Origin of the sequence: Paenibacillus sp. BJ-4 (genome assembly GCF_020404765.1) — a bacterium.
Lineage (GTDB): Bacteria > Bacillota > Bacilli > Paenibacillales > Paenibacillaceae > Paenibacillus.
This window is the reverse complement of the sequence record NZ_JAIVEM010000114.1, coordinates 27,256-53,998: the sequence shown is the minus strand read 5'-3', so window position 1 is coordinate 53,998 and position 26,743 is coordinate 27,256. Positions and strand designations below refer to the sequence as shown.

Sequence of the window (26,743 nt, the reverse complement as noted above, 5' to 3'; positions counted from 1 at the left end):
CCAACGATTTCAGGCCAAACTCAAACAGCGCGCGCCGATTGAGTACCGGCACGCGCTGGCTGCTTAGCCTTTTTTCACTTGTCTACTTGACAGGGGTATGACCAGCCTTTCTAATCCGTTTCAACTGTTTTTACTTTTCAACGCTCTTATACCACTCATTCACTTCTTTTGTAATTTGTTCGCCTCCGGCATTCTTCCACGTCTGTACGAAGGTATCAAAGGCTGAAATCGGCTGTTTGCCATAAATAATTTCATTGAAGGTTTGGTTTTCAATCTTGTCCAAATAATCCTTTTTGGCCTTCATCGTTGGCGTAGTAGGTCCCGTGAACTGATCCTTCATGGAGATGTCCTTTTGTTCCATCAACACTTTGGCAGCCGCAGGAGTACCCTTTCCGTAGTTAACCAATACATCCTTCTCCAGACGGGTTTCCGCTTCTTTGCCGTTAGCCAAGCTTAACAAAGCTTTCATTTGGGCATCAGGTACACGTGCACCATCACGAACCAGCAAATAACGAATAGAGTTTACATAACCGCCTGGTATTTTGTCGTTAGGCAACAGCTTTCCGTTCGCATCCAAATCATAGTCGTAGCCCTTAAACAACCCATTCGACAAATCTCCGTCCTGTTTGGCATTTGCATAGTGATCAAACAAATAATTTTGATAAGTGAAAAAAGCTTCAGGATGCTGCATTTGCTTGTTAATCAGTACGACACCATTCGTATATTGAGTCCCATGGCGCATGGCTTTGTTATCAGGCCCTACTGGAATCTTGATCGGCTTCCATACGGCGCTCGGCACATTTTTGACCGTATCATAAAGCGGCCAGCCGCTCATCCAGTATGGACCCGGTATGATACCTGCAGTTCCTGCAACGGCAGGCTCTGACGTTTTATTTTCATCCCACAAGGCCGCTTCCTTGGGAATATATCCCTTTTTGAGCCACTCACTCAGCTTTTGCAGACCCGGCTTCATACCAGGCTGTACGGAGCCATATTCCAGACTGCCGTTCGTGCCTTTGTTCCACTGTTGCGGGAGTGTACCATATGCCCCGAAAATCCAGGACGGGTCACCCATCCAAGTGTTCATGGACGTTTTAAAACCGATGCTGAGCGGAATAACTTTGTCTGGAGACAGTCCGTCCGGATTTTTATTTTTAAAGGCATCCATCACTTTTTCCAGCTCGTCCATCGTCTGAGGGGCCTTCATGCCCAGCTTATCCAGCCAATCTTGTCGCACCCACAATATGTAATCGTGGTTATAGGCGAAATCCAGTACAGGAATACCCATTTTTTTGCCATCCCGGCTATACTGATTCCATACATTCGTATCCTGATTCATCGCTTGCTTCCAGGAATCCGAAGCGTACTTATCGAACAAAGGACCAACTTCTGCAAACATGCCGGAATCGATCATGTCCTGCGCCAGTTGCTCATTTTCCGTTCCCAGTACAACAACGTCCGGCATCTCCTGACCGGAGGACATAGCCAAACGCAGCTTGGTCGCAAATGCACCATTCGTATCCGTGACAGACCAGAGTGATTTTACATTAATACCGAATTTCTCTTTAGCCCATTTTGTCGCAACATTATTTTCGATAGATTCGCCATTTTTAAATTTTAAGGCAGGATCTACACCCCATACTGTGGAAATTGTGACTTCCGGATTGTATTTTTCTTTGTATACGTTTTCAGTTTTTGCTTCGCTATTGGTATTTCCATCATTCCCCGTGCCCGAGCAGCCCACAAGGCCAACTCCTAATACCATAGTTGCGGCGAGCAACGACAATAGCTTTTTTTTCGAATGAACTCGCATATTGTTCCCCCTCAAAAAATCATTTTCTACTCTTTTATTATAAGAGGGCTTTCCTACGCAGCCTATGTCACAAAATAAATATTTCTGCACCTTTCCCAACTGATCTTTACTGATTTCGTCTCTACTGGTCCCGAAATTCATGCGGAGTCATTCCGTAATGCTTTTTGAACATCTTACTGAAATATTGGGGATTCTGATAGCCCAGTTCGGTTGTAATTTCATATATTTTTTTGTTGGAATACTTGAGCAAATAGAGAGCCCGCTCCATTCTCATTCGAATGATATAATCTCCCAGACCTTCTCCGGTTTCAGCTTTATAGATTTTGGACAGATAGACCGGATGAAGATAAACCTGATCGGCAATCGTCTTAACAGACAGCTCCTGACCTTTATCCTGGGAGATAAGCTCCTGAACCTGCTTGACCACGTAGCTTTTGGCGCTTTGCTCACTTGCGGACCATTCCGACTTCAGCTTGTTCATCATCGAAAATATCCATTCCTTAAGATTGGAGAACGATTGAACCATTTTCTGCGCATGCAGCGGGTCAAAGCCGGTTTGATCGATCTGCGTAATAAAGCGTCCCTGCTTATGCGCCGTGTACATAAATGCACTCGTTACCGTAATAAACAGCTCATATAAATGCTCACGAGTATACCCTGCTTCCTCTATTTTTCCAAATACACGGTTTATCTTCGCTTCAGCCTCTTCCCATTGCCTGGACTCCAGCAGATGAGTCAGCGTCGGGTGCACGTATAGCCCCTCCAACAATTTGGCTGAGTTGTGCGACTGTTCTGGCTGTTCTTCTATAAATAGCAGCGTATCCGTTTCATCCTGCTGGTTCCAGTATAATAATCTGATGGCTGACTGATATACCTTGGGCAGCTCCTCTGGGAACATAAACCAGCCGGTTACCGTAACGTAAATTTCACCTTTTAAGTAGTTGCTAACATTTTTTCGGAAATTTTCAATCGTCGCCCGCAAAATATGATTCTGCTCGTCCTCGCTCCGATCGGAACTTAGATTCCAATTTTCTTCTATTAATACAATTAGGCAGTCATGTGGCGCTTTACAGTGCCAAACGTAAAAATCGGGTGCAAACACTTCTTCAGCAATATTTCCAATCGCATACTCAATTAAAGATACCGAGTGATAGTCCATATCAGAAAAATGCTTGCCCAGCTGAATAAGCAGCATACCGGCACGTTGTCCCGTGCGTAGCATAATTTCGTACTGTGACAACTTGTCCTCTATCAATTGTACAGACAGATGACGTCCAAGCACCAAATCATGCATTAGGTGGGTACGCAGCACACCAAAATCGGTCCTGCGGCCGTACTGTAATTGATGAACCTTATCAAAAGCTTCCCATTCTTCCTTCAGCGAATCAATGGCAGCTGACACACATTTCATAAACTCCTCATCATCCACCGGTTTTAAAATATATTCAAAAGCCTTAAGCTGGATCGCTTTTTTGGCATATTCAAAATCGGCATAGCCTGTGAGCAGCAAACATCGAATGTGCGGCCATCGCTCTTTTACCTCAACAATCAATTCCAGTCCAGTCATGCCAGGCATACGAATATCCGTAACCAGAATATCAATGTCATGCGCTTCTAGAACATCCACTGCTGTTAATGCGGAAGCCGCTTGATGAACCTTCTCGATACCCAGCTCCTCCCATGGAATAGTAGCCGCCAGGCTTTCTGTTACATAGCTCTCATCATCTACCAGTAATATCTGAACCATTAGGTCCCTCCATCTTAACCATATTCGAATTCGACGAAGACTCGATCAAGCCATTCGCCTGCTCTTGACCTGCTTCTGCTGACAGCGGCCATTTTAAAACTGCACGCAGTCCTCCCAAAGGCGATAAAGAGAAGTCCAATCCTGCATCTTCTCCAAAATGCAATCGCATACGTTGATGCACATTCCATAACCCGTATCCATGTTCCTTTTCCACCGGCTTGTCAAGCGTTGAACTCAGGGCTGTTGTAGCCTCTGTGCTCAAGCCAAGTCCGTTATCATCCACAATCAGGTACATATACGAGCCGACATGCTCAGTCATAATATGAATTATACCATCCTCCGCTTGTGGCTCTATTCCATGCAGCACCGCATTTTCCACCAGTGGTTGCACCACAAGCGGTGGAATCAGCAGACTGTTGGCCTGTGAAGAAATATCGGTTGCAAACGTTAGCCGCGGCATACGCATCTGCTGGATTTTTAAATAGTAATTCACAAACTCGACTTCCTCTGATAATGGAACCAAATCCCGTTCCTGTCTTGTCGTATATCGATAATACCTGGATAAATTATGCGCCATGGCCACGACCGCCTCATGATTGCGGAGCTTTGCCATACTTGTGATAAACGAAAAACAATTATAAAAAAAGTGTGGATTGATTTGTGACTGGAGCTGCTTTAGACGCGCTTCCTTGACATGCAGCTGCTCAACATACACCTTCTCAAACAGCTCCTGAATCTGTTCGACCATCAAATTGAATTGAAGGGACAGGAAAGCAAACTCGTGACTCCCCCTTGGGCTTAATCGAACAGCATAGTCCCCATCCTTTAATCTCCGAAATGCCCGCATAAGCTGAAGAATCGGCACTTGTACCTGTGAATGAAGCAGGTAAGCACCAATCAAGCCTACCAGCAGCGAGCCAACAACGGTGATATAAAACAATCGATTCGATGAGTAGATCGGAGACATCATATCGGACAAAGGCATGTAGTCAATTAAATACCAGCCCGTTGTTTGCGAAAGGACGGCATGAACCAGGTAGCTCTCTTCTCCGATTTTTACGGTCAGATTATCAACCTCGTGCAGTCCCATTTTCTCCAATTTCGTGATCAGCTTGCCGGACAGCTCTTCATTTGCAGTACGATTATAGATCGCTCCTACACCTTTTTTATAATAAAAGGGTTCTTTCCGTCCATCACCTTTAAAGCGATCAAGCATGTCTTGAATGTTACTGCTGTCAAATTCGACCTTAATAATCGTGTTGGCGGTTTCAGGATTACCAAGTGAGGAAAATGGGGATAATGTATACAATGAAAATATAAATTGATCCTTCCCGTACATTCTTTTTTTGGATACCTGCCAGCCGTCTTTAATCCATTGATTTAAATCCTTTTGGTTATAAAAACCGGCCCCATTCTCCGATACAACACGTCCAAGTGAAGGTGAATAGATATTCAGACTGGTTCTCCAATTTGATGAGCTTTCCTGAAGACCAAGCTTGGTTTGGATACGTTTGACAAGATTAATTCCATCCAGATTGAGAGTCTTGTCCTTAAAAAAAATGGCTTGAAAGCTGGCAACATCAGGATCATGAATCAGTAGATGCGGCCAGGAGGAGATCATTTCAATATTCGTATTCACCTGATTTTGAAAAAAAGTCAGTTGATTATAATTAGACTGATTCAGCTCGTTACGTAACACACCTGTCGTCATCTGGTTTGAATAGACATACAGGATTAATACAGGAATCAACAATACGATAACGATGGAGACAATTTTCGTATAAAAATTAAATTTTAACATGTGATATACACATCCTCTGCACAAAAAACAGGCATACTAAATGGTATGCTTGAGCCCTGACCTTCCCCGCTGTCAGTACATACTATACATTATCAACGGTTGGCGGTGATAAAATGTTTGACGCTAAGCAAATGGAATGGTTCAATCAGCTATCCGCTGAAGATCTGGCTATTTTAGGTGCCGGCTTCACTACACTAGGTGATTTTTTTGATTTTTTGGCGTTGGTTAAGGCCAAACAGGAAGCTCCTAAGGGAAATAAAAAATAAAATAACCCTACTATTTCATGACAAATTACCTCACGACAAATCTTACGCGAGTTCCATCCTCATACTCATCCAATTGGTGACTAACCCATGAACCTGCCCCACGATTATCCTTAGGAGCTATGTATTTGACATTTGCACCTTGACCACCCTCTGAGCACATCGCCATCGGCCATTCATCCCGATCGTATCCTTTGCGAGTAGGAACTCCTGCAAGCGACTGCTTGCGATTTTGCTCGGCTCCTTCGCGGTCAATGGTGCATACCGAGGATTTTCCCGTCTGAATCGCTTCCTTGATATGCTGCGCCGTTTCAGGATAACGATCCGTTGGAAAGTGCAGCGTAACCTGTGCTGATGAAGACGGATTCTCTTCTGGTGTTTTAGTAAGAAGATCGGCTCCTTTAAACCAATACACGCCCGCGGCCAATAGCACTACAGTTATAAAACTTAACATTTTTTTCTTCAATTTTCCTCTTCCCTTCAAGCTATTCCAGTGGATGCCTTCAACCAAGGAATCCCTGGATTTTATTTTTTGTAACCCCTTACGAACTATAAAAAAAGGTTGAATATTCGACGACAAATAGTATAGAGAGGAGGTTGCACAGATGAATGATGAGATTAAACTGGCTGTGAGCCACATGCAAGCCGTTGTAATCCGGTTACACAATGGAAGTACCTTAATTGGCTGGCCTAAGCTCCTGTCTGACCCAGAAGACGATCAGCAATTCAAGCTCTACGATGACGAACACGTATATACGATTTCAATTCAGGACGTGGATACCGTCACAAGAGTTATCGTATAAGATAAGACAAACGACTCAATGTGATATCCATCGGACAAGTCCAAACAAGGCACACCACAGGAGAAGACTGATCAATAATCCCCAAAATAAACCTTTAAAAAGCTTCATACCATACTGACAACCTTTCCGACTGGCTTTTCAACATTATAGCATGTCAGAAAGACAGCTGTCGCAGCCCGCTTTACATCATCTTTATATTATATATTTCAAATCTTAAAATCACGATGCAGAGGTAATGTGCAATAATTCCGAAAATTATGCCCGATCACCAATGAAAATGCAATCATGACATAATAAAAATCACATTTTAATCAAAAATTAATGAAATTTTTCCGAAAATAATGTATAATTATTGACATAATAAAACGTACGAGGTGATCATCATGGCATTATTAAATAAAGTTCAGGAATTAAAATTGCAACTGCCTAACGAGCATCATAGCATTTCGCAATATGTGGAGCATGCACTGCATTCGATTGATAATTTTGTGGAACAACATCGTCAATTTATAGCTGCTCAGGCTTTGTATGGTGAGAAAATCAATGGTACGGAGGAAAGACTGTTCCGCGATACGATTTCCGAGATTAAAGCCCAGCTGGTAGCTACTCTGGAAAAGACAGTTGAAGACTTCGCCCACAGAGGGGATAAGCATTGGAAAAACCATTATCAGGACGGCGTAGAGTAATTTAAAAATAACTCCCGGTCATTGTGGTCAAGACCCCATTTTATAGACACTAAAAAAAGATCCTAGGCTATAAGCTGCTTCCGATACTCTTTCGGAGGCAGCTTATTTAACTTCCGTTGTGGTCGACATTTGATTGTGGTACGCGATAATTTCGTTATTGAACAAGCTTTAATCGCAGACAGATATAGCCAGCAATCACCCACACGATATTGCGTGATATCTGTGACCCATTTTTGATTAGGTTTTTCCGCCTTAAAATCCTGTTAGCAGATTTTTCGCCACATGATTATACTGCTCATATACCTTCTTCACAAGTGCTTTCTCGTCCCGATCTCGATCTACTCCTCTCCGCTTTAAGAAGGTGTAATATCCACTTCTGGAGACTTTGAAAAACGTACAAAGTTTGCTAATGGGATAGTCTTTCGTAGCTTTCTCAATGGTTATATATTTGTGTGCTTCATCTCCTGTACATACCTATCCTGACCGATATACTCCTTACGCCGTCCTCGCTGGTCTATTAGCCCGAATTCACCGAGTTGCTTGTATTTGCGCATCCATTCTTTTAATCGATGTCAATCTGCGATCCCAAACTTCTCCATGAGTCTACGATATGTCCAACCTTCTTCGATATGGAGTCGTATGGCCTCTACCTTGGTTTCAAACGTATACTCGTTAAACTTTGTTCCTTTTTTCGCCGGCATAAAAAATGCACCCCTTAGATTTCATCGGATAAACCAGGGGTTTATTCCAATGTCTATTCTAAGGGGTGCACTTCAATTTGGGACCAGAGGTTATTTTTTTATAAGCCGATTTGGCAATGCACGAAAATTATTTTAGCACTCTGGCAGATGTCGCTACAGTTTTACCACCATAGACCACCTTGATGCTTGAACTTCCGGTATCCACTGCCTTCACCTGTCCGCCTGTTACCTGTACAATCGACGGCTTGGAAGATGTCCACACCGCTGAGCTTGTCACATTGGTCATCGCACCTGTATCAAAAACTGCATTGACACTGAGCACTTGAGAGGAGCCTTTAGGGAGCTTCAGGTTCTTGTTGCTCAAGACTAGCTTGAGTAGCTTAGGTGTTACCTTGATCTCCACGTTAAACGACTTGTCTTGGTACGTGCCTGTAATAGTTGCTGTTCCAATTCCAATCGCTTTAATAGATGACCCTTTTACGACCGCTACGGAAGCATTCGATGTAGTCCATTTTACCTTGCTGCTCAGCGTAACTTTTTTACCCTCTTTATAAATGCCGATGACTTTGATGGACTTACTCCCTTTCAAGTTCATATCAGCACTCGTAAAGCTTGGAGTCAATGTAGAAATAGCTCCTTCCACAATGACAGGCACCTTCACGTATTTGTTCATATACATTGCCTTGATTCCTGAGTTGCCGCCACTTACCGCTTTTACTTTACCATTTGCTACTGTAACTGCCGCTGTTGTGGCCACCCAGCTTACCTGATTCGTAACATCAAGGATTCCTCCACCAGCCATGTGGGCTTTTACTGTCGGAATACTCGTTTCTTGTCCTGCAACCAGCACATATTTCTTCTCGGAAGCCGTCAGCTTGAGCACTTTGTATTGCACAGTCACTGGAATATCCAGCTTGAGCGCACCTACTGTCGCTGTCAATGTAGCGCTGCCTGGGTTCACTGCAACCAGCTTGCCATTGGCTATTTTGACTGCACTTTCACTGCTTAAGCTCCATTTCACATCAGATTGAACTGCTTTTTTAGCCCCATTGACCAAATAAGCAGATATCGTCGGAAGAGAAGTTTTGCTGCCTGTTTCGAGCGTCAGACTGGCTTTGCTCGATACCAGCTTTTCAACAGTCGGCTGCACATTAATCTTCAGCGTCTTGCTCAAACCGTGATAGGAAGCTGTAATCGTCGAATTTCCTGCATCCATCGGAGTGATTTTACCTTGCTCCACTGTGGCAACCAGCGGATTGGACGAAGTCCATTCTGCCGTATTGGTTACATCGGTTTTACTACCCGTCAGGCTTACATCGGTTGCATTGACCTGAATTGGGGAGCTTCCCAGAAAGACCGATTTAGAGCCGGTGGCACTCAATATCAATGCCTGGGAGGAAGAACGAACATACACGATCGTTTGTGCTTTAAGTCCATCCTTGCTCGCTTTAATGTAAGTCACGCCTTTGGCAAGAGGACGAACAAGTCCATCTTCTACAGTAGCAACGGTCGAATTCGTAGATGTCCATTCTACACCAGACACATTTTCTGTACTGCCTCCGCTAAGCACACCTTGAGCAGTCAGTTGCTTTGATTCTCCGCCAATCGTTAGATTAATGGGACCTGACGGATTTAATTGCAGCTTACTGTAAGGCGATTTTACTGTAATGGTCGTCACTACCGTCCGGTTTTCATGTGTGGCGGTAACTTTGACCTGTCCTTTCGATACTGGGGTAATGAGTCCCTTTTCTACCTTTAAAATACTTGAGTCCCCGGAGATCCATTCAGCATCTTGAGTTACATCCTTTTTGCCGTCTTTTGTCACAAACCACACTTTTAATTGCGCAGGGTTTCCACCCAGATTTACTGTAGTTGGATTCTGACTATCCCACTCGACCGTGTAAGACGTGCTCTCCTCAGCCCGGATCAAACCTGCTGGCCATGCCGCAAATACAAACATCAGCAAAGCTAGTAAGAAGGTACTCCGTTTGCTCATACGTTTCATACGTTCCATTCGTTTCTCTCCCTTGGTTTCATCTTTATAAATAGGGTATTATTAACAAGCCCATTACCTTTTATCGGTAAACAGTCAACTAATTTGAACCCTTAAACGAAAAAAAAGGTGAATTATTACAGTTAAAGCTCTCCGCGCAGCGACCTCACCACGAACAAATGCCCTTTCTTTGACAAGGTTTGTCCATCTTCAAGCATGACATCGTGATCTGTATGACTAACCAACCTGATATTGTAAGCAATCAACTGGTCATCTTTCCAAACTGAAACTGCCGATTGAAAATGAATGGCATTATCAAACTGCAATGGAACGCTCATTACATAGCCAAAAGAGTTCAGCTTGGCCGGGTGGCGGATTCGGCGCTCACGTCCGGGAGGAAGCATGGAAATATACGCAATATTTTCAAAAGGAATAGCCAACATTTTCGGGCCTAAAATAACGCACTTGCGTGTATCATCCCATTTTTCGAGCGTCCCGCGCACCTTCTGGGTATGACCGTTGTTGCCATAATATAAGATGACCTGACGTCCCTTCCACTGACGCATGTCCCCACCTCCAGTGCTAGCGGTTAGGAATCTCCCACCGAATCGGTTCCATTCCATGCTCCTGCAAAAATGCATTGGTACGCGAAAAAGGTTTGCTGCCAAAAAAGCCCCGATGAGCCGCTAACGGACTTGGATGGCTGGATTTCAGCACCAAATGCTTGCTGGTATTTACGAAGCTTGCTTTTTTCTGAGCATGGCTGCCCCACAAAATAAACACTGCCGGCTGCTCACGTTCATTGATCGCTTCAATCACAGCATCCGTGAAACGTTCCCAACCTATTCCCTGATGAGATTGCGGTTGTCCTTCACGCACGGTCAGTACATTGTTCAGCAGGAGTACGCCCTGTTCAGCCCAGGGAACAAGGTAACCCTGATTCGGAATAGGAGTGCCGATATCATCTCGAATCTCTTTATATATATTTAGTAGAGACGGCGGCGTGCGCACACCTGGCCTAACGGAAAAGCTCAAGCCGTGAGCTTGTCCCTCTCCATGATAGGGGTCCTGTCCCAGTATAACCGCTTTGGTAAGATGATATGGCGTTAATTTGAGTGCTGAAAACAAATCTTCTTTCGGGGGATATACTTTGTGTATCTTGTACTCACGGGCTAATGTGTATCTTAATTCATTAAAGTAAGGCTTTTCGACCTCTTCCCGTAGTACATCATCCCAATCATTCCCAAACATAACTCCTGTCTCCTCTCGCTATGTAGATATCTTAAATTGCAAGCTTTTTATCCAAAAAAATAAGCTGACCCCTCATCCGGAGCCAGCTTATTTATTCGTTACTTTGTTTTGCCGAAGGACCAGAAAAGTAATCTTACGATAGTCAGCTACCGCAGGGTCTAAATTCGATTTCCTTATTATAGCATTAACGATATTGATGTCAAGTAACTGAAAGCTTAAATCCACCCATTGAAAAGCTCTTTATTGCTGTATTCGTGACGAATTTGTATGAGCATTCAAGTATTCCAGTGCATTATATAACATAACAGCAGCTTCAGCACGTGTAATCTCGCTTTTTGGGCAAAACTTTTCATTCGTATCCAAAGTATTGACCTTGTACACTAGCGAGCGTTGGATGCTACCTTGATAAGAAGGCTCCAGTTCGTTGTCGTCAGCAATGTTCACAGGTGCGATTTTAATCATGGGAAGAACGCCTGCTTTTTCCACGCCCTGAATCAACATGTGGGTGAACTCTTCCTTGGTCAGAGCTTGCCAAATTCTAATATAGTACCCTCTCTAAGCAGCGTGCCAGTTCATCATCAGGTAGCGGCTTGCGATGCGTATTCTCCAAATAAATATGTTTTTCAGTTTCCGGCATGATATATTGTTTGTACCACAGGAACAAATCGGGACTATCTCCCTGAATTCGGAGAAATTTCCGTACGGTGTCCGCATGAGAAATGGTGTTATCGAGATTGGTCAACCAATCCGCCCGGTAGAAATGCTCCCATCTTCCAGTCCCTGCGCGCGAGAGCGCTTCTTTACCCGTCCGGTAGCTCCAAACTGCATGCGAAGCTTGTATAAATGCTCGTGGATAGTCTCCTTCAAGAAATAACCCATAGGCGATGCAGATGTTAGCCAGCCCGCGGCAACCGCTCAAATGCAATTCAATCTGTACAAGAAGCTGATTATACAGCCTGCGACATTCATCTTCAGACAATTGCTTCATAATTTGTAGGCACCGTTCTTGCAGCTCAACCCAGCCAGGGATAGCCGACTCGGCTTTTTCCTTGAACCAGCGTACCTGTTCAGCAAAAGGTCTTTCTCCAGCAGCCCAGCACAGTCGTTCATCACTGCCTTCTTTGCCTTGTAGCCAAAAGCCCATCATTTGCCGTGCTGGATGGTGATAGAATTCCTCCCCCGCCCGATCATCCTCATGCGGGCCGTAAAGGATAGTGCAACGGGAATAATCCCGGTATAATTGGGAAATCTCTTGATGCTGACGACTGTACAACCGACCGATAAAATCAGTTAGCTGCTGCTCAGCATCCACGTGGCCATGCGTCCATAAACTTGCTGTCAAATCCAGAGTATATAAATGCGGTAAAATATTACCTGAGTTAACCAACAGATACTCGTCTGCTCCTGCGGCAAATGCTGCCGTTAATTCGTCGGCAATCAGCTCGGCAGAGGAAGGAAATTGAGTAAGATGGTTTGACGCCTGCAGGTCGTGGAAAGTCACATGATAATAGACTCCGTTTTTGCCTTCGTCCTCCCCCCCGGGTAATGCCGTTACACGATGGTTGAGATTTCCATGGCGACGAGATACCATTTTGCCGTAACCATTGTCCGCCCATATTTTAATGACCCCTTCAGGAACTTCAATGTGACCCTGCTTGTATAACTCAGCAATCTCGCCATACATCGCCATACTGCACACAGGCTGCTCCACAAATTCGCAGATCATACTGTACTGCTTGCGAACCACATACGATATTAATTGTCCACGTTTTTCCGGCGTATTAAAGGAAGGATCATTTTCCCAAAAAGGCTTGTCACCCTGTCCACGAAAAGACAATACCCATACAATTTTCTCTCTCTTCTGCCGCTCAATCGCTTCCTGCCATAGCTGCTCAAATAGCTCGGGATGCTCTTTGTAGCTAGCCTGTTTCCCCGGAAAAGCACGCAAAAACATCTCCGCACCCAATGGCTCGGCATGATGGTGTGTAATCCATAATCCCATTTCGGCTGCAAGCTTATGCTGGATACCCGTACGTGGTAAATCCGTCCCCGGAATTACCATGTTGCCACCGCAGCGAAGTAATGCTTCAAAAACGGGCTCCCATACCTGCTCCGTCGGCGGATAATCATCCTTCCAGCCAATCAGGCATACCTCATCATTGACAAACCACCCCCGATATCGAACCTTGGGCGGTATACTGTCATAATCCTGGCTGGGCAGGACTATGGTATCCCGCTTGATCGGTGGAAGTTCCGCCCAGAACCAGAACGGTTCCACACCCAAAACGAAGCGACTGTAATGAAGCAACCCGTAAATGATCCCCAGCTCATCACGGCCGGTGATATGAAGTATCGTTCTCATGCCATCAGCAACAAAACGCAAACAATAGCCCTCTGGCCACTGTGGACATCTGTCCTCTTCCTGCGCATAACGGATAATGATTGAGGCCCCTTCTTCTGTTTGCAAGGGCTCTCTGCCAAACACTTGCTCATGATCTCGCGCAATCATTCTCCAAGCGTAGGCAATCGGCACACTTCCGACAGCCCGAAGAGTGTATCCGCTTTCAGATGAAATGATCAGAGGTTCACAGGGGTTCATGTATGGTCATCTCCTATTCAACTGTGAAGATTCTTCTTCCTTTTATTTTAACCTGCTATCTCAAAGGCTTTTACCATATCCTTTTACATATACACTGCCCACTATCCACTGAATGGCGGCTTGTCAATCCAAGCGCCCCCCTTCCTCCTGAAAAGGATTGGTGAATGGTCTACCAGCCAAGATATTTGAGAGGCCGGTAGTTCATAGACGAGAGACATCCGCCGATTCAGTGAAATGGATCTTTGCCAATGCTTCAATCAAACTAGAATGTAAGGCTTGTAGTTAAAGCTTTATACCTTTCATTCAGGTATTCTGCAGTCTCAACCATTATTTTTTGTCCTATTTCATCAACATGCCGATTCTTCCAATCCTCAAGGACTGTCCCCTTAACCCATTGGTTAAATGCGCCTAGTGCTGGTCCGCAGTGTACTTGATAATCAACCTTATTGGTTTTGTCTCCATTCAATGCAAGTCGGGTAGAATAAGTGAAGTACCATCTAAATATCAACGCCATCTTACGTTTGGGATTTCTCTCAGCTTTTTCAATTATCTCGGCCGGGTAATACGCTTTAATATCTTCATATACTTGTTCGATACTTTTCTTAAAATATTTTTCTTCAATATATCGTTTTGTTTCTCTATCAATTTCATCTATGGAATTATAATTACGGTAGAGATCATATAATTTATTCGCCCTGGCCGGGAAAAAGACTCCTTTTTTCATAACCTGAACTTTTGCGCCCATTTCAAACATATCCCCTGCCGGAGCGTAGTCTGTATCCTGTATGTTTAACTGCTGGAGCAAATCCTTTGCTTCCTCGCTTGTCCCTGCTTCAACCGTACACTGGTTGATTGAACCGGTCATGATAAAATCCGCACCCAGTATAAACGCTGCCGCAGCTGCTTGTGGAGTTCCGATCCCCCCGGCTGCCCCTACCCTTATACTTTTATTATATTTATACTTAAGTATCGCTTCATCCCTCATTTTAAGCATTAATGGGATCAGTACATATGCAACTGCATGGTCGGTATGTCCGCCTGAATCAGCCTCAACGCACAGATCGTCTACCATCGGAATTTCCATTGCCATCAGAGCCTCATTCCGGCTTATCCTATTTTCGGCCAGCAGTTTATTTACGATATTCTGGGGTGCAGGACTCAAAAAGGCCTCAACCACCTCGGGTCTTGATACTTTCGCTATAATCCTGTTCTGTGGTATTACGATCCCCTTTGCATTCCGTCTCAGACCCTTCAGCCTGTACCTTACCAAAGAAGGCGTTATGCTCATAAAGGCAGAAGCTTCAATATTTCTAACACCGTATTTTATGTACAAATCAACGATGTTATTTTCTATGTCCGGATGGTCCGGAACATGAATAAGATTCATCCCATAGGCTTCGCCATTGTTCAATTCTTTCTGAACGTACTTTATTGCTTCCTCCAAGGCACCTATCTTGACTCCCCCTGCCCCAAAGAATCCCATCATTCCTGCCTTTCCTGCTTTTACGACCATTTCTTTTGAAGATATTCCCTTGTACATTGAACCGATAAGATATGCATATTTAAGTCCATAATATTGTTTGAATTCGTTATTACCTAGAGACTCCGCAGTAAATTGTTTTCCAAAATTTATCGAAGTGTTTTCCGGCGTTATTTCCTGTTCCTGCTCGTTACAAACTTCATCCTCCATCACGATCAGCGGTTCTGCTTCCCGTTGTATTGCATTGACCAATCCTGTCACGACTTTTCCAGGCCCGACCTGGATGAACTGAGTTACATTTTTACCCATCAGATATCTTATACTTTCCGACCATTTGACCGGGCTTACGATCTGGTGGATCAGCGTGGTTCTTAAATCCTGTTGCTTATAGGGTCTGGCATGGACATTTGAAATAACCGGGATCTCCATTTTCGAGAACTCGAATTGCGCCGCGTAGGTCTCAAATCTCTGTCTGGCATTTTCCATATACCTGGAATGAAATGCTCCGCTTACATTCAAAACCACATAGTTTAGGGCTCCTGCATCTTCAAAAATGGGTTTCGCCTGCTCAATCATGTCCTTCGGTCCCGAGATGACAATCTGAGTTGGCGAATTAAAATTGGCAACATCAATCTCTGTTAATTTATTTCTCTCAATAACTTCTCTAAATACTTCTTCTTCCAAGCCTATCACCGCTGCCATTCCGCCACCAACAGCCCGAACCATCAGCTCTCCTCTTTTTTTAACCAGCTTCAAGCCGGTTTCAAAGTCAAGTGCTTGTGCGGCAAATAAGGCATTGTATTCACCCAGGCTATGTCCTGCAACATAATCGGGTTTTCTACCAGTCTCTTTTATTTTTTTAAGATAACTCAGAGCGTTTACGACAAATAGCGCAGGTTGGGTAAAATCCGTTTGTCCCAGTTGATTAGCAGGGTCTTCAAGGCACAGCTTTTTAATAGAATAACCAAGAATAGCATCCGCTTTTGCCACCAATTCTTGAAATTCATCAAACAGTCCTTCACCCATACCTTTGGCTTGAGCCCCTTGTCCAGGGAACAGATATGCGATCATTTATGTCCTCCTTTTTACAGTGAATGCATACTAGTCGAATAATTCGCACAAACGATCCAAGTTTTTCACGTCATTTTGAAAAGGTGAAAGAATGGAAAATGCGCTCGCCTTTTTCTTGTTGCCAAAATTGTATTTTACAAAATTAGCAAGAGTACCTGAGGGGCCAAGGTCAATATAAATAACCCCGTCCCCGTCTCCCAGACAATTTAGGGCACCCCGAAAATTTATAGGCGTTCTAGCGACATCCCATAGAAAACGGTTGTCAAGGGATACCACCTTCCCGCCGTACATGGATGAAACCATATTTATTGTCGGGCTCCTTACGGTCTTAAGCTTTAAAAAAGCTGTATATTCCAATGCTATGGGGTCGATTAAGGAAGAGTGAAAAGCAAACTGGACCGGCAGTCTTTGACATATAATCTCATTTGCTTTCAAGTAGTGTTCAATCTCTGTCAAACCCTCACAGCTGCCTGAAATGACAAAATGCGAGTCATAGTTGATAGATGCTAACTCTGAGTTGGTATTCAATATGGATACTTCGTCATATAATCTAAAATCGCCAATTACGGCCAGCATGCCACCCTTCCGGCAGGAGGCTTCCACCATTTGTGCTTGCTTGACAAGGCAATGTAGGATATCCTCATAGCTCATACCGTCAGCTGCGGCAACAGATGCAAACTCACCAAGGCTGGAACCCAACACATAATCAGGATGAATGCCCCTGTCCATCAGCACCTGTGTGAGAGCATACTCTACCATGAAAATTGCCGGGTGAGTATATAACAGGCTGTCAAACACCTCTCCCCTCTGACGGGTGTCATCGTACAGTACTTTTAATACAGACCTACCTGTAATATCCGTATGAATCTCATCCAACCTGGTCATCCATTTTCGGAAAACGGAATTTAACATATATAATTCTTTTCCCATGCCGTAGTATTGTGAGCCCTGGCCTGAAAACATAAAAACCACAGATTTGTCCATCCTGTACCCCCACATTAATATTTCACAACAAACTGCGCACTAATTGCATTTGGGAAGCCGTGGGATTACTTTCGTTAAGAACATTCTCCATGTGTTGCTTTATTGCAGGCTTGAACTTCGGTTCTGTTATGATATATAGCTGCCCTCTTTTGATTCCCTCAAAAACCTGATCTGCTACATCCTCAGGAAGTATTCCATTCTGGACAGCCTTGCGAGCCAATTGGTTAATGACTTGCCGTTCGGGGGGAAGATTTCCTGTTCCGGTCTGCTTATTCAGCTCCGTCGGGCGATTCCGCTCCGCATCCATAATTCGGGTACGGACGAACCCCGGACAGACAACTGAAACTCCTACATTGGAACCTATCAGTCTAAGTTCTTGGTATAGAGTTTCAGACAGGCTTAAAACGGCATGCTTTGATGCGCTATATATTCCATTTCCGGGGCCGGATAACAGACCAGCAATGGATGCTGTATTTACAATATGGCATTGAGTCTTCTGTTTCAGCATAATAGGAACAAAAATTTCGGTTGCAAAGAGAAGCCCCCAAATGTTGACGTTTATTACCCACTGCCAATCGGCCACAGTATTTTCCCATAATAAGCAGCCAGTGCCGGCATCCACCCCTGCATTATTGAACAAAAGATGTACAGCGCCAAAAGTCTGAACCGTTTTTTGCGCCAATGAACGAATATCAGCTTCTTTGGAAATATCCGTCACCACGGATAGCGTATCTGCGCCAATTTCCCTCAATTCTTTTTCGGCCCTTAGAAGGGCCTCCTCCTCAATATCCGCCAGGACGACCTTCATACCCTCATTTACACATCGGTCTGCAATAGCGCGGCCAATTCCGCTGGCAGCTCCTGTAATCACGGCTATCTTCTCTTTAAACTCCCTCATTTTTACCTCCGGAATAATTCGTATTTTTTCTGACAGTGTTCGGTTCATAATTTTTTACTCAAAACAGGGATGTTGGTAAGGGAATTCTGCGGACATCTTTTCCCTCATGGAGCGCCTCCCATGAAATCCTGCCCCCATGGGTCCAATACATCGCGATATTTTCCAGGTTTTTCTCCTCTAGAAGGATTTGAGAAACAGTCTCGCCTATTTTCCCTGCAAGAAGCGCACTCGTATTTGAGTCTTCTCCACTTTCTCCTGTAAATAGCGGAATAGACGCCCCTTCTAGCTCGTTACCCTTACCGGCTAATTCAAGAAGTCCTCTAAGGCCAGTGAGCAGCTCCTCCCGCGAACTCGCTACGATTGCCGCCCGGCACTTCATCGCTTCGCGCCCTGTCTGAAGTGTATAAGCAATATTCTGTAAGGAAAAATCGCTCTGCAGCTCCAGATATTCGAGCAATTGATTCACATGAGCCTTCAGTCTCTCCCAATTGATGTCCGAAAGGACCACCACTTCGGCTTGATCTCCCACTCGTAAATGAACGGTTTCTTTTGGCGAAGGGATATATTCCTCCAGAATGAAATGAACATTAGAACCTCCCGCACCGAAGGAGCTTACTGTAGCCCGCAGCGGGAATTCTCCCTCCTCTCCCTGGATCTCTATTACAGGCCGCTTCCATTCCTGAAGCTCACGCTGCAGATAAAATGGTGTATTACTGAAATTAATATTGGGGTTCAGCTTCTCAGCTTTAATGGTAGGAACCAGTTTTCGATGCCACAATTGCAATATGACCTTGGTTAGCTGCGATATCCCCGAAGCTGCTTCTGCATGGCCTATATTGGATTTGACCGAGCCAATGGCACAAAAGCGCTGCTCAGGCGTGAATTTCTGGAAAGCTTTATTCAAAGCGACAATTTCAATTGGATCTCCCAATGTAGACCCATTTGCCGCTGCTTCTACATAGCTGACTGTCCGCGGGTCAATACCGGCTTTCAAAAAATTCTCTTCGACCAGCTGCGCCTGCGCGTTGGGGTTAGGGATCGTATACCCATTGCTATGTCCCCCGTGATTGGTTGCCGTGGATTTAATAACCGCTAAAATGCAATCTCCATCCTGTACAGCCTTATGAAGCGGTTTTAGTAGCACAGCTCCAACCCCTTCCGCCGGAAGATATCCGTCTCCATCCGCAAAGCTTCTGCTATCTTCATGGCTTCCAATCAATTGATTTTGACTGGATTCAATATACTTTTTGGGACTCGTTAATAGATTTCCCCCGCCAGCCACCGCTATTTGGCACTCTCCCCTGATCAGACTTTCACATGCCATATGGACAGCCACAGCAGAGGAAGAGCTCATCGTATCAATGGATATGCTCGGGCCCTGGAAATTGAAATAATGCGACATGGGGTTTGCGACTGCAACAGACCCAAAGGATGTTACTCGAAGGGTATCTGTATCCGTATCACAGGAACAGTATTTATGATACGTAGCACCGATATAGACACCTACCTTGGACTGGTGTTTCTTCTCCAACACTTCTCGCGTATATCCTGCACTTTCAAGCAAGTTCCAGATAATCTCCAGGAAAAGCTGTTCCATGGGGTCCATCAAACTTACTTCGTGGGGGCTGAGATGAAAAAAGGCCGAATCCAACGGATTTATTTGCTTCATGAAGCCCCCCCACTTGCAGTAGGTTTTCCCCGGCTTATTTCTCTCCTTGTCAAAGTAAAGATCGTGTTCCCAACGATCTTTAGGAACTTCGGTAATACAATCCTTGCCCTCTTGGAGATTTCTCCAGAATTCCCGAATATTTTCCGCCCCGGGATATTTTCCGGACACCCCGATGACAGCAATGTCCATCGTTCCTTTTTCTTCCTCCTTAGACTCTACACGGGATGGCAAAAATTGAGGACGTCGAAATATCGGTGATGGTGCTTCTACGGTCTCTACGATCCTAATGGGATTAGTGTCGGCTACTGCCACTACCTCCTGCTCTATACCCAAACATTCAACCAATTGGTCTCGATGAGATTCCAGGAAATATTCCGTTAAACTCCGGATATTCGGATATTCAAAAAGCAAGGTCCGCGACAGCGATCCGAATGTTTTTTCCAGTTGGTCGGTTATTTCCATAGACTTTATAGAGTCAACCCCATAGTTCTCCAGGTTTTTATCCTCTTCAATGCGGTATTCTGGCAGTCCCGTGGACGAAGAAAGCAGGCCCTTAAGATAACTTGTCACCTTTTCATGCAGCCGCTCTTCTCCTAATTGTGGTCCCGCCTTACTTGCTGCAGGAGTTATACCGACTTTTTCGCCTGCGGCTGCTGCCTGATCTATGCCAAACAAAGCGATCAATTGGTCTTGATGGGATTCCAGGAAATATTCCGTTAAACTCCGAATATTCGGATATTCGAAAAGCAAGGTCCGCGACAGCGATCCGAATGTTTTTTCCAGCTGATCGGTTATTTCCATAGACTTTATGGAGTCAACCCCATAGTTTTCCAGGTTTTTTTCTTCTTCAATGCGGTATTCCGACAGTCCAGTAGACGAAGAAAGCAGAGCCTTCAAATAATTGACCGTCTTTTCACGCAGTTGATCTTGTTCCCGCCCGGACACTGTGTTGTTTGCTGTGTAGGAGAGAATGTAAGCTTCTGTTCCAAGCGCTTGATCCCGGGCTGCTTCGCCGCTTTCTTCAAGCTGTCCCTCCATGACCATCATTCTGCTGATCAACTCTATGTCTCCTTCTATCACCATGGCCTGATCAGATATACAGGCTATGCTTTGGTACAGGGCACTAATGCCTGTCTCTGTCCCCATCGCAAACATCCCCACATTCTGCAGGGCCTTCTCCGTTTCCTGGTCAAGCCGCATTCCGCCATCTTTCCATAACGGCCAATTGATGGACAACGTTTTGCCCATACGCTCCTTTGAGGATACCAAGGTGTTGCGGTACCAGGCATATGCATCCATAAAAGCATTCGCGGCAGCATAGTCAGACTGACCTGCATTACCTCCCACTCCCGAGCCTGACGAGAAAAGGATAAAGAAGTCTAGGGCAATGTCCTTACTGGCCTGGTCCAAATTTGCCAGTCCGGCAACCTTGGGTGCCAGTACTGTCCTAAATTCCATGCTTGTCTTTTTTATAATATAGTTATCCTTGATTATTCCAGCACTGTGCAGGATGCCGTTTATTCCGCCGTATACCTTTTGGATATTCTCAATCAGGCCAACCACAGCTTCCTTTTGCGTGACATCTATCTGCCTGTATTCCACCCTGGCGCCCAATACCTCCAATTCTTCCAATTGGACCTGCTTGTCTTGGTCCAGTAGTGAGCGTCCAGCAAGAATCAAGGTCACTTCCCTGGCCTGACGCGCAATTTCTTTAGCAAAAATAAGACCTAGACCCTTTGCACCTCCGGTAATCAGATAAATTCCATGGTCTTTCCATGGAATATCTGGCGTCTCCAACGTAATTTCCACTTTATTCCATACAGAGACCCAACGCTTACCTTCTGTAAACCGAATGCGGCTGTCCTCGGGACGCTGGCTGCTCGTCTTTAGTATTTCAATGAGCCCTTCGGTTTGTTCTGTTACCTCTACTTCAATCAACTGCCCATGGATTTTTGGATTTTCCTTTTGGGCGGTTTTGAGTATGCCGCACAGCCCGGAGAAAAGCTGTTTGTCATTTGTAGGCATCATTACAATCTGCACCAGCACCTTGCCTTTGGGCTTGTCAATCAGAATGCTTTTTATCTTCTCAAAAACCTGAACAGCATACATTTCGAAGCGCCGGTCGGTCTCCTCCATGCCGGATTGCAAAGTGATGCATTCCACTCCTGTCAAAGAGGCTTCGATATCTCCCGCAGCAATGGTATCAGTTTCACAAAGCATTACCACATGCCGTTCGTAGTCGATGTCCATGGTCTCTCCCGCAACCGCCTGTTCTTTCCAGCAGGGCTCGAGCATCATGGCACCAAGTGTTTTCTCACAAGCGTCAGCTTCTTTGTAGGAGCTCCCTTTCATACGCACGCAGACCTTGCCTACCTCGTCACACAAATCAATATCGTATTTCTGCGTCCTATCACCAGCCCGGGTTCCTCTGCAATACCGGACCAACGCCCACATTTCACGGGGGCATTCCCGAAATATTTCAAGCCCCTCCATGGCAGTCGGCAGTGGCTTTTTTAGCGGGTCAATGCCTGAGGGCTGCATAACCTTTTCATCATTCGAAAGCAAGTATATTGGCATCTGCAAGGCAGCGTTTATCATGGAGGGATGCAACACAAATGGACCCCCAGTATTCCTGATACCGGAAGGCAGCGATAGTTTGGCCAATACCAGTCCCTGGCCTATATGCACTTGTTCAATGGTCTGGTATTCCGGACCGCAGTCGGCTCCCATGGCCCATACTGCCTGATCACCTATCCCAGGCGAAACATGATGAATACACTCCATCTGCAAAGCCTGTATATCCAATGTTTCCGCTTCATTTAAAATCTCCAGTTCGGCATTGCCCTGGCTGTGTAAGACAGGGTCCCCGGCTTCTGTTAATTTGCTGTAGATTTTGAAGCCAATTCGTCCTTGCTCTCCCGGAAAAAGCCCTATATGTATTTCTACCGGGTTATCTCCTGTGACGGGAGCATGTGTCCATACAATGTCTTTAATCGTGATGCTGGCCTGACCCTTCTCCTGCACTGTTAAGGACTGCTCAATTGCTGCCCGCGCCATTTCAAGGCATACCGCTTCCGACAAGACAAGCCTTCCGTCAACTACCGAGTCTTTCAGATAAAACTCCTGGCCGCTAAAAGTTGAACTAAACCTTTGCTCAGAAAGCACGGAGGTATTTTGATGCAGTAACGGATGTAAGTTTGCTGCCACGCCATCGGCGGGCTTGGCTTCATCTACAGAGATCCAATAGCGTTCCTTGGCAAAGGGATATGTGGGTAAACTGATACGGCGAGGCTGAGCATCACCGTAAAGTCTGCCCCAGTCCATATGAACACCCTTGATCCATAGATCCGAAAGTCTGCCGTATTTCTCTGCTATATTCCTTAAATCAATCGTTTCAGCTAACGCTTCTTCCCCCGCAACCTTATCCAAGCGCTCCTTGTCCCGATTAGCCTGTCCTCGGTAAAGCCGCTCAATATTCTGTCTTCCTCCGATAAATTCCCGCAACTTGTTCCTTAGTTCCTCCATTGACTCAACGACCACAGCGAGGCGCTCTTCCATCGCTTCACGCCCTACCTGCAAGGTATAAGCCACATCCAACAGATCGTTATTGGAGAACCCATTTTTATCAATAGCAGCAGCCAATTGGGTTGCTTGCTCTTTCAATGCTCCATCACTTTTCGCCGACAGAACAATGATGGCTGGTCCTAGAGGGGTCAAGTCAATCTGGAAGTCATCCTGTTCCACAGGGATGTATTCTTCAAGGACGATATGAGCATTAGACCCTCCGGCTCCAAAGGAAGATATCCCGGCAATTCTCGGGTATTCCCGTTTCTCACCGTCTTCCTCCAGTATCGGACGCTTCCATTCAGAAAGCTTTTGCTGGACTACAAATGGCGATTTTGCAAAGTTTATATTAGGGTTCAATTCTTTGGAGTGCAGGCTGGGGACAATTTGCCGATTTTTCATTTGCAAGATGATTTTAGCGACGCCTGCAATCCCCGCGGCCGCTTCCAAATGGCCTATGTTTGATTTTACCGAGCCGATAGCGCAAAACCCCGTGTCCTGCGTATCTTTCCTGAATGCCTGCGAAAGCCCTGTAATTTCAATAGGATCGCCGAGCTCTGTCCCTGTACCGTGGGCTTCAATATAACTGACTGTCCGGGCATTAACACCAGCTTTATCAAAAGCCTCCCTGATCAGTTCACCCTGTGCTACCGGGTTTGGTACGGTATATCCATTTGTTTTTCCTCCATGATTGATACTCGTTCCCCGAATAACCGCATAGATATGGTCCTTGTCTGCAATGGCGCGGGATAAAGGTTTTAGCAGCACAACGCCAACGCCTTCGCCAGGGACAAATCCATCTCCCCCTTCTCCAAAGCTCTTGCACCGCCCCTCTGGCGATAGCATCCTCATGGTACTGAGAAAGACAAAGTTGGAGGGATGAAGATATAAGTTGACTCCCCCTGCGATGGCAATCTCGCATTCTCCGTTATAAATATGCTCACAGGCCTCATGGATTGCAGTTAACGAGGAGGAGCACATCGTATCGACTGAGAGGCTAGGCCCTTTCAAGTTCAGTAAATAGGATATTCTGTTGGCTACCGAACTGAAGGATGTGCGTGGAAACACAGGTTTTCCTTGTTCCCACAGCTTTGGCCCGTATAAATTGAAGCCTGTTCCGGTAATTCCTGCAAAGACGCCGATCCGGCCATTATATTGTATAGCAAGCTGCTCCCTGCTATATCCTGCGTCCTCGAAAGCCTTCCAGCATTCTTGCAGGAACATCCGCTCCTGAGGGTCCATACTCATCGCTTCCCGGGGGGATATATTGAAGAAGAGAGGGTCAAAGTCTGCAAAATCCTCTACAAATCCTCCAGATTTGCTGTAGCTTTTACCCTTCTCAACAGCTTCCTTTATGTCGGGAGAATAGAAATCTTCTCCCTCCCAGCGTCCCGCAGGGATTTCTGTTATACAGTCTTTGCCCTGTTGCAGATTACTCCAATACTCTTCTATATTTTTCGCCTGCGGATATCGTCCGCTCATACCAATAATGGCTATTCCCTCGTGTTTCACACTTTCACTGTCAATAGCCGTGCTACTGATACGATTGTTTGCTTCATTTGGCAGGGTCGGCAAAGAAAATGCGCTAGCAACATGCATGGATGCGGAGATGGAGACGGATTTCTCTTCCGGCTTCAGCTCGCTTCCAAGCCCTGTCCACCGTACGCATTCCTTCTGGTAGTCTGCAATAAAATATTCCGCTAAGGCTTCCAATGTTTGATATTCATAAAATAAGGTCATCGATATTTCTCCAAAAATAACCTGAAGCTTTTGATTGAGCCTTGTAATCATGATGGAGTCTATGCCATAGCTCTCCAAAGGCTCACTGGCGTCAATCTTGTCTATGCTCAGCTTGGTCACTTCTCCAAACAACAGTTTTAACTGATGTAAGGTTTTATCCAGAAGCAGCTCAGCATTTATCGGTGAAGGGGCTGACTCTTCAACATACACTTTCTCCTGTGGCTGGCGCTCCAATAAGTACTTTCGCAATCTGGACAGGTTACCCTCAATCACCAGTACCTGCTTCTGACCAGAGGCCAGGCTATCATATAACGCCTTGATGCCGTTTGAAGTTTGCATGGCTACCATGCCAATACTTTGCCAAGCCATCTCCGTATCATCATCCACTTGCATCCCTCCATCCTTCCAGAGAGGCCAATTGACAGACAGCGTCTGTCCTTTACGCTCCTTCGAGGCTGCAAGGCTGCTTCGATATAAGGCATAGGCATCCATAAACGCATTAGCCGCAGAATAGTCGGCTTGACCAGGGTTGCCCATTATCCCTGCTATTGAGGAGAAGAGGATAAAGAAATCAAGGTTGAGCTCCTTGGTAGCCTGATCCAAGTTCACCAGTCCGGCAACCTTTGGCGCCATCACTTCCGCGAACCCTTCCTGCGTCTTGTGGATAATAAAACGATCCTGTATCACACCGGCACTATGGAGGATGCCATCAAGGTCCCCGTACTCTTCCCTGATTTCAAGGATCAGTTTGGAGACCTCTTCCTTCTGGGCTATATCCACTCGCTTGTACTCCACGCGGGCTCCCAGCGCCTCTAACTCCTCCAATATGGCCTGTTTGCCTTCGTCCAGCATTGAACGGCCTACAAGGACTAGCGTGGCTTCCCTGACTCGACGGGCGATATCCTTCGCAAAAATAAGCCCCAAACCTCCTGCGCCGCCCGTAATCAAATAAATCCCCCGATCCTTCCAGGGTACCCTTCCCGTTGTCCCAGAGGCTTTCATCTCGTTCCAGCCGAGAACCAGACGTTTACTGTCCTCATACCGTATCCTTTTATCCTTTGGATATTGGCTGTTCTCTTTCAATTTCTCAATCATATCTTCCAGACCTGCAGATTCCAATTCAACGAATTGCCCCATGATTTTCGGGTTTTCTTTCTCGGCTGACTGCAGCAATCCTAAAAGTCCTGCGAAGAGCTGCTGTCCGTTTTGTGAGGAAGCTGCAATCTGTATCAGTACGCTCCCCCTGAAGTCCTCTTTGAGAACCATTTGCACTTCCGTAAGCAGCTGAAGGGCATAGGCCTGAAAGCGCTCATCCATGTCGCTGTGGCTGGCATGCAGCTTAATGCATCGGGCACCTTGCATGAGTGCCTCAATGCTGTGCTCTGAGATATTATCCAGCTCACAGAGCACCACCAGATGCTGGCTAAATTCAGGGGGTGTCACTTTCTGGAGAGCAACCTGTTCTTTCCAGAAAGGCTCAAGCATAAGGACTCCCGCATCCACCACGGGTCCCGCAGTCCCTGCTTCGCTTTGCGGGATCCCACGTGACGCCATTTGAGCTTGAAATTGGCGTATTCTGGTAATTCCCTCCTCTTTCTGCAATCGTCCGCTTTTTACCTCACCTAGAATATATTGAAAAAAGTCTTTCATCTCAATTGCCTCCCAGCACGTAGAAACTTC

Annotated in this window: 16 protein-coding genes and 2 pseudogenes; 3 read left to right on the top strand and 15 right to left on the bottom strand. The window is 45.5% G+C overall.

The window, feature by feature from the left end:
- Window positions 1–130: 130 nt before the first annotated feature.
- The 3 genes from LCF57_RS18220 to LCF57_RS18210 form a co-directional block, all read right to left on the bottom strand.
- Window positions 131–1,813, bottom strand: coding sequence for an extracellular solute-binding protein (locus LCF57_RS18220; RefSeq protein WP_226001966.1), 1,683 nt, complete (start codon window positions 1,811–1,813; stop codon window positions 131–133).
- 121 nt (window positions 1,814–1,934) lie between these two features.
- Complete coding sequence (locus LCF57_RS18215) at window positions 1,935–3,560, bottom strand: response regulator transcription factor (RefSeq protein WP_226001965.1); 1,626 nt, start codon at window positions 3,558–3,560, stop codon at window positions 1,935–1,937.
- Window positions 3,535–5,361, bottom strand: coding sequence for a sensor histidine kinase (locus LCF57_RS18210; RefSeq protein ID WP_226001964.1), 1,827 nt, complete (start codon window positions 5,359–5,361; stop codon window positions 3,535–3,537). Before LCF57_RS18210 ends, LCF57_RS18215 begins: the two co-directional genes overlap by 26 nt.
- Window positions 5,362–5,474: 113 nt before the next feature.
- On the opposite strand from LCF57_RS18210, the gene LCF57_RS18205 reads away from it, so the two are divergent.
- Window positions 5,475–5,627: a hypothetical protein gene (locus LCF57_RS18205; RefSeq protein WP_226001963.1), complete on the top strand. Its 153-nt coding sequence runs from the start codon at window positions 5,475–5,477 to the stop codon at window positions 5,625–5,627.
- A gap of 25 nt (window positions 5,628–5,652) precedes the next feature.
- Here the strand turns inward: LCF57_RS18205 and LCF57_RS18200 are convergent, their stop codons facing one another.
- Entirely contained in the window at window positions 5,653–6,090 is a 438-nt protein-coding gene (locus tag LCF57_RS18200; RefSeq protein ID WP_318840714.1) for a NucA/NucB deoxyribonuclease domain-containing protein, read from the bottom strand.
- Window positions 6,091–6,229: 139 nt separating this feature from the next.
- Here LCF57_RS18200 and LCF57_RS18195 point away from each other — a divergent pair, with 139 nt between their 5' ends.
- Together LCF57_RS18195 and LCF57_RS18190 are read left to right on the top strand one after the other, a co-directional pair.
- Window positions 6,230–6,427 carry a hypothetical protein gene (locus LCF57_RS18195; RefSeq protein ID WP_226001961.1) on the top strand — a complete coding sequence of 66 codons (198 nt, stop codon included), beginning with the start codon at window positions 6,230–6,232 and terminating at the stop codon, window positions 6,425–6,427.
- 383 nt (window positions 6,428–6,810) lie between these two features.
- Window positions 6,811–7,113, top strand: a complete 303-nt coding sequence (locus tag LCF57_RS18190; RefSeq protein ID WP_226001960.1) for a hypothetical protein — start codon at window positions 6,811–6,813, stop codon at window positions 7,111–7,113.
- Between the two features lie 138 nt (window positions 7,114–7,251).
- On the opposite strand, the pseudogene LCF57_RS18185 reads toward LCF57_RS18190, so the two are convergent.
- The 11 genes and pseudogenes from LCF57_RS18185 to LCF57_RS18140 form a co-directional block, all read right to left on the bottom strand.
- Window positions 7,252–7,364 (bottom strand): annotated as a pseudogene (locus LCF57_RS18185) (IS3 family transposase); the annotation flags it as partial.
- 321 nt (window positions 7,365–7,685) lie between these two features.
- Complete coding sequence (locus LCF57_RS27645; protein ID WP_264083695.1) at window positions 7,686–7,814, bottom strand: hypothetical protein; 129 nt, start codon at window positions 7,812–7,814, stop codon at window positions 7,686–7,688.
- Window positions 7,815–7,941: 127 nt separating this feature from the next.
- The gene (locus LCF57_RS18180) at window positions 7,942–9,828 is read right to left on the bottom strand and encodes an Ig-like domain-containing protein (protein WP_226001959.1); all 1,887 of its coding nucleotides are present in this window, start codon (window positions 9,826–9,828) and stop codon (window positions 7,942–7,944) included.
- A 122-nt stretch (window positions 9,829–9,950) separates the two neighbouring features.
- On the bottom strand, window positions 9,951–10,373 hold the full coding sequence (locus LCF57_RS18175) for a hypothetical protein (protein WP_226001958.1): 423 nt from the start codon (window positions 10,371–10,373) through the stop codon (window positions 9,951–9,953).
- A 16-nt stretch (window positions 10,374–10,389) separates the two neighbouring features.
- A complete protein-coding gene (locus tag LCF57_RS18170) occupies window positions 10,390–11,058 on the bottom strand; it encodes a uracil-DNA glycosylase (RefSeq protein WP_226001957.1) in 669 nt (222 codons plus the stop codon).
- Window positions 11,059–11,298: 240 nt separating this feature from the next.
- Window positions 11,299–11,589, bottom strand: a pseudogene (locus LCF57_RS18165) (S-layer homology domain-containing protein); the annotation flags it as partial.
- Between the two features lie 7 nt (window positions 11,590–11,596).
- The gene (locus tag LCF57_RS18160) at window positions 11,597–13,657 is read right to left on the bottom strand and encodes a glycosyl hydrolase 115 family protein (protein WP_226001956.1); all 2,061 of its coding nucleotides are present in this window, start codon (window positions 13,655–13,657) and stop codon (window positions 11,597–11,599) included.
- A gap of 262 nt (window positions 13,658–13,919) precedes the next feature.
- On the bottom strand, window positions 13,920–16,208 hold the full coding sequence (gene fabD / locus LCF57_RS18155; protein WP_226001955.1) for an ACP S-malonyltransferase: 2,289 nt from the start codon (window positions 16,206–16,208) through the stop codon (window positions 13,920–13,922).
- Window positions 16,209–16,238: 30 nt separating this feature from the next.
- The gene (locus LCF57_RS18150) at window positions 16,239–17,192 is read right to left on the bottom strand and encodes an acyltransferase domain-containing protein (RefSeq protein WP_226001954.1); all 954 of its coding nucleotides are present in this window, start codon (window positions 17,190–17,192) and stop codon (window positions 16,239–16,241) included.
- A 22-nt stretch (window positions 17,193–17,214) separates the two neighbouring features.
- Window positions 17,215–18,090, bottom strand: coding sequence for an SDR family NAD(P)-dependent oxidoreductase (locus LCF57_RS18145; protein ID WP_226001953.1), 876 nt, complete (start codon window positions 18,088–18,090; stop codon window positions 17,215–17,217).
- Window positions 18,091–18,148: 58 nt separating this feature from the next.
- Window positions 18,149–26,713 carry a type I polyketide synthase gene (locus tag LCF57_RS18140; protein WP_226001952.1) on the bottom strand — a complete coding sequence of 2,855 codons (8,565 nt, stop codon included), beginning with the start codon at window positions 26,711–26,713 and terminating at the stop codon, window positions 18,149–18,151.
- Between the last annotated feature and the right edge of the window lie 30 nt (window positions 26,714–26,743).

What these genes read in the sequence shown, in the direction of transcription:
- LCF57_RS18220 (WP_226001966.1), bottom strand. Translation starts at nt 1,813, where the DNA reads ATGCGAGTTCATTCGAAAAAAAAGCTATTGTCGTTGCTCGCCGCAACT.
- LCF57_RS18215 (WP_226001965.1), bottom strand. Translation starts at nt 3,560, where the DNA reads ATGGTTCAGATATTACTGGTAGATGATGAGAGCTATGTAACAGAAAGC.
- LCF57_RS18210 (WP_226001964.1), bottom strand. Translation starts at nt 5,361, where the DNA reads ATGTTAAAATTTAATTTTTATACGAAAATTGTCTCCATCGTTATCGTA.
- LCF57_RS18205 (WP_226001963.1), top strand. Translation starts at nt 5,475, where the DNA reads ATGTTTGACGCTAAGCAAATGGAATGGTTCAATCAGCTATCCGCTGAA.
- LCF57_RS18195 (WP_226001961.1), top strand. Translation starts at nt 6,230, where the DNA reads ATGAATGATGAGATTAAACTGGCTGTGAGCCACATGCAAGCCGTTGTA.
- LCF57_RS18190 (WP_226001960.1), top strand. Translation starts at nt 6,811, where the DNA reads ATGGCATTATTAAATAAAGTTCAGGAATTAAAATTGCAACTGCCTAAC.
- LCF57_RS27645 (WP_264083695.1), bottom strand. Translation starts at nt 7,814, where the DNA reads ATGCCGGCGAAAAAAGGAACAAAGTTTAACGAGTATACGTTTGAAACC.
- LCF57_RS18180 (WP_226001959.1), bottom strand. Translation starts at nt 9,828, where the DNA reads ATGGAACGTATGAAACGTATGAGCAAACGGAGTACCTTCTTACTAGCT.
- LCF57_RS18175 (WP_226001958.1), bottom strand. Translation starts at nt 10,373, where the DNA reads ATGCGTCAGTGGAAGGGACGTCAGGTCATCTTATATTATGGCAACAAC.
- LCF57_RS18170 (WP_226001957.1), bottom strand. Translation starts at nt 11,058, where the DNA reads ATGTTTGGGAATGATTGGGATGATGTACTACGGGAAGAGGTCGAAAAG.
- LCF57_RS18160 (WP_226001956.1), bottom strand. Translation starts at nt 13,657, where the DNA reads ATGAACCCCTGTGAACCTCTGATCATTTCATCTGAAAGCGGATACACT.
- fabD (WP_226001955.1), bottom strand. Translation starts at nt 16,208, where the DNA reads ATGATCGCATATCTGTTCCCTGGACAAGGGGCTCAAGCCAAAGGTATG.
- LCF57_RS18150 (WP_226001954.1), bottom strand. Translation starts at nt 17,192, where the DNA reads ATGGACAAATCTGTGGTTTTTATGTTTTCAGGCCAGGGCTCACAATAC.
- LCF57_RS18145 (WP_226001953.1), bottom strand. Translation starts at nt 18,090, where the DNA reads ATGAGGGAGTTTAAAGAGAAGATAGCCGTGATTACAGGAGCTGCCAGC.
- LCF57_RS18140 (WP_226001952.1), bottom strand. Translation starts at nt 26,713, where the DNA reads ATGAAAGACTTTTTTCAATATATTCTAGGTGAGGTAAAAAGCGGACGA.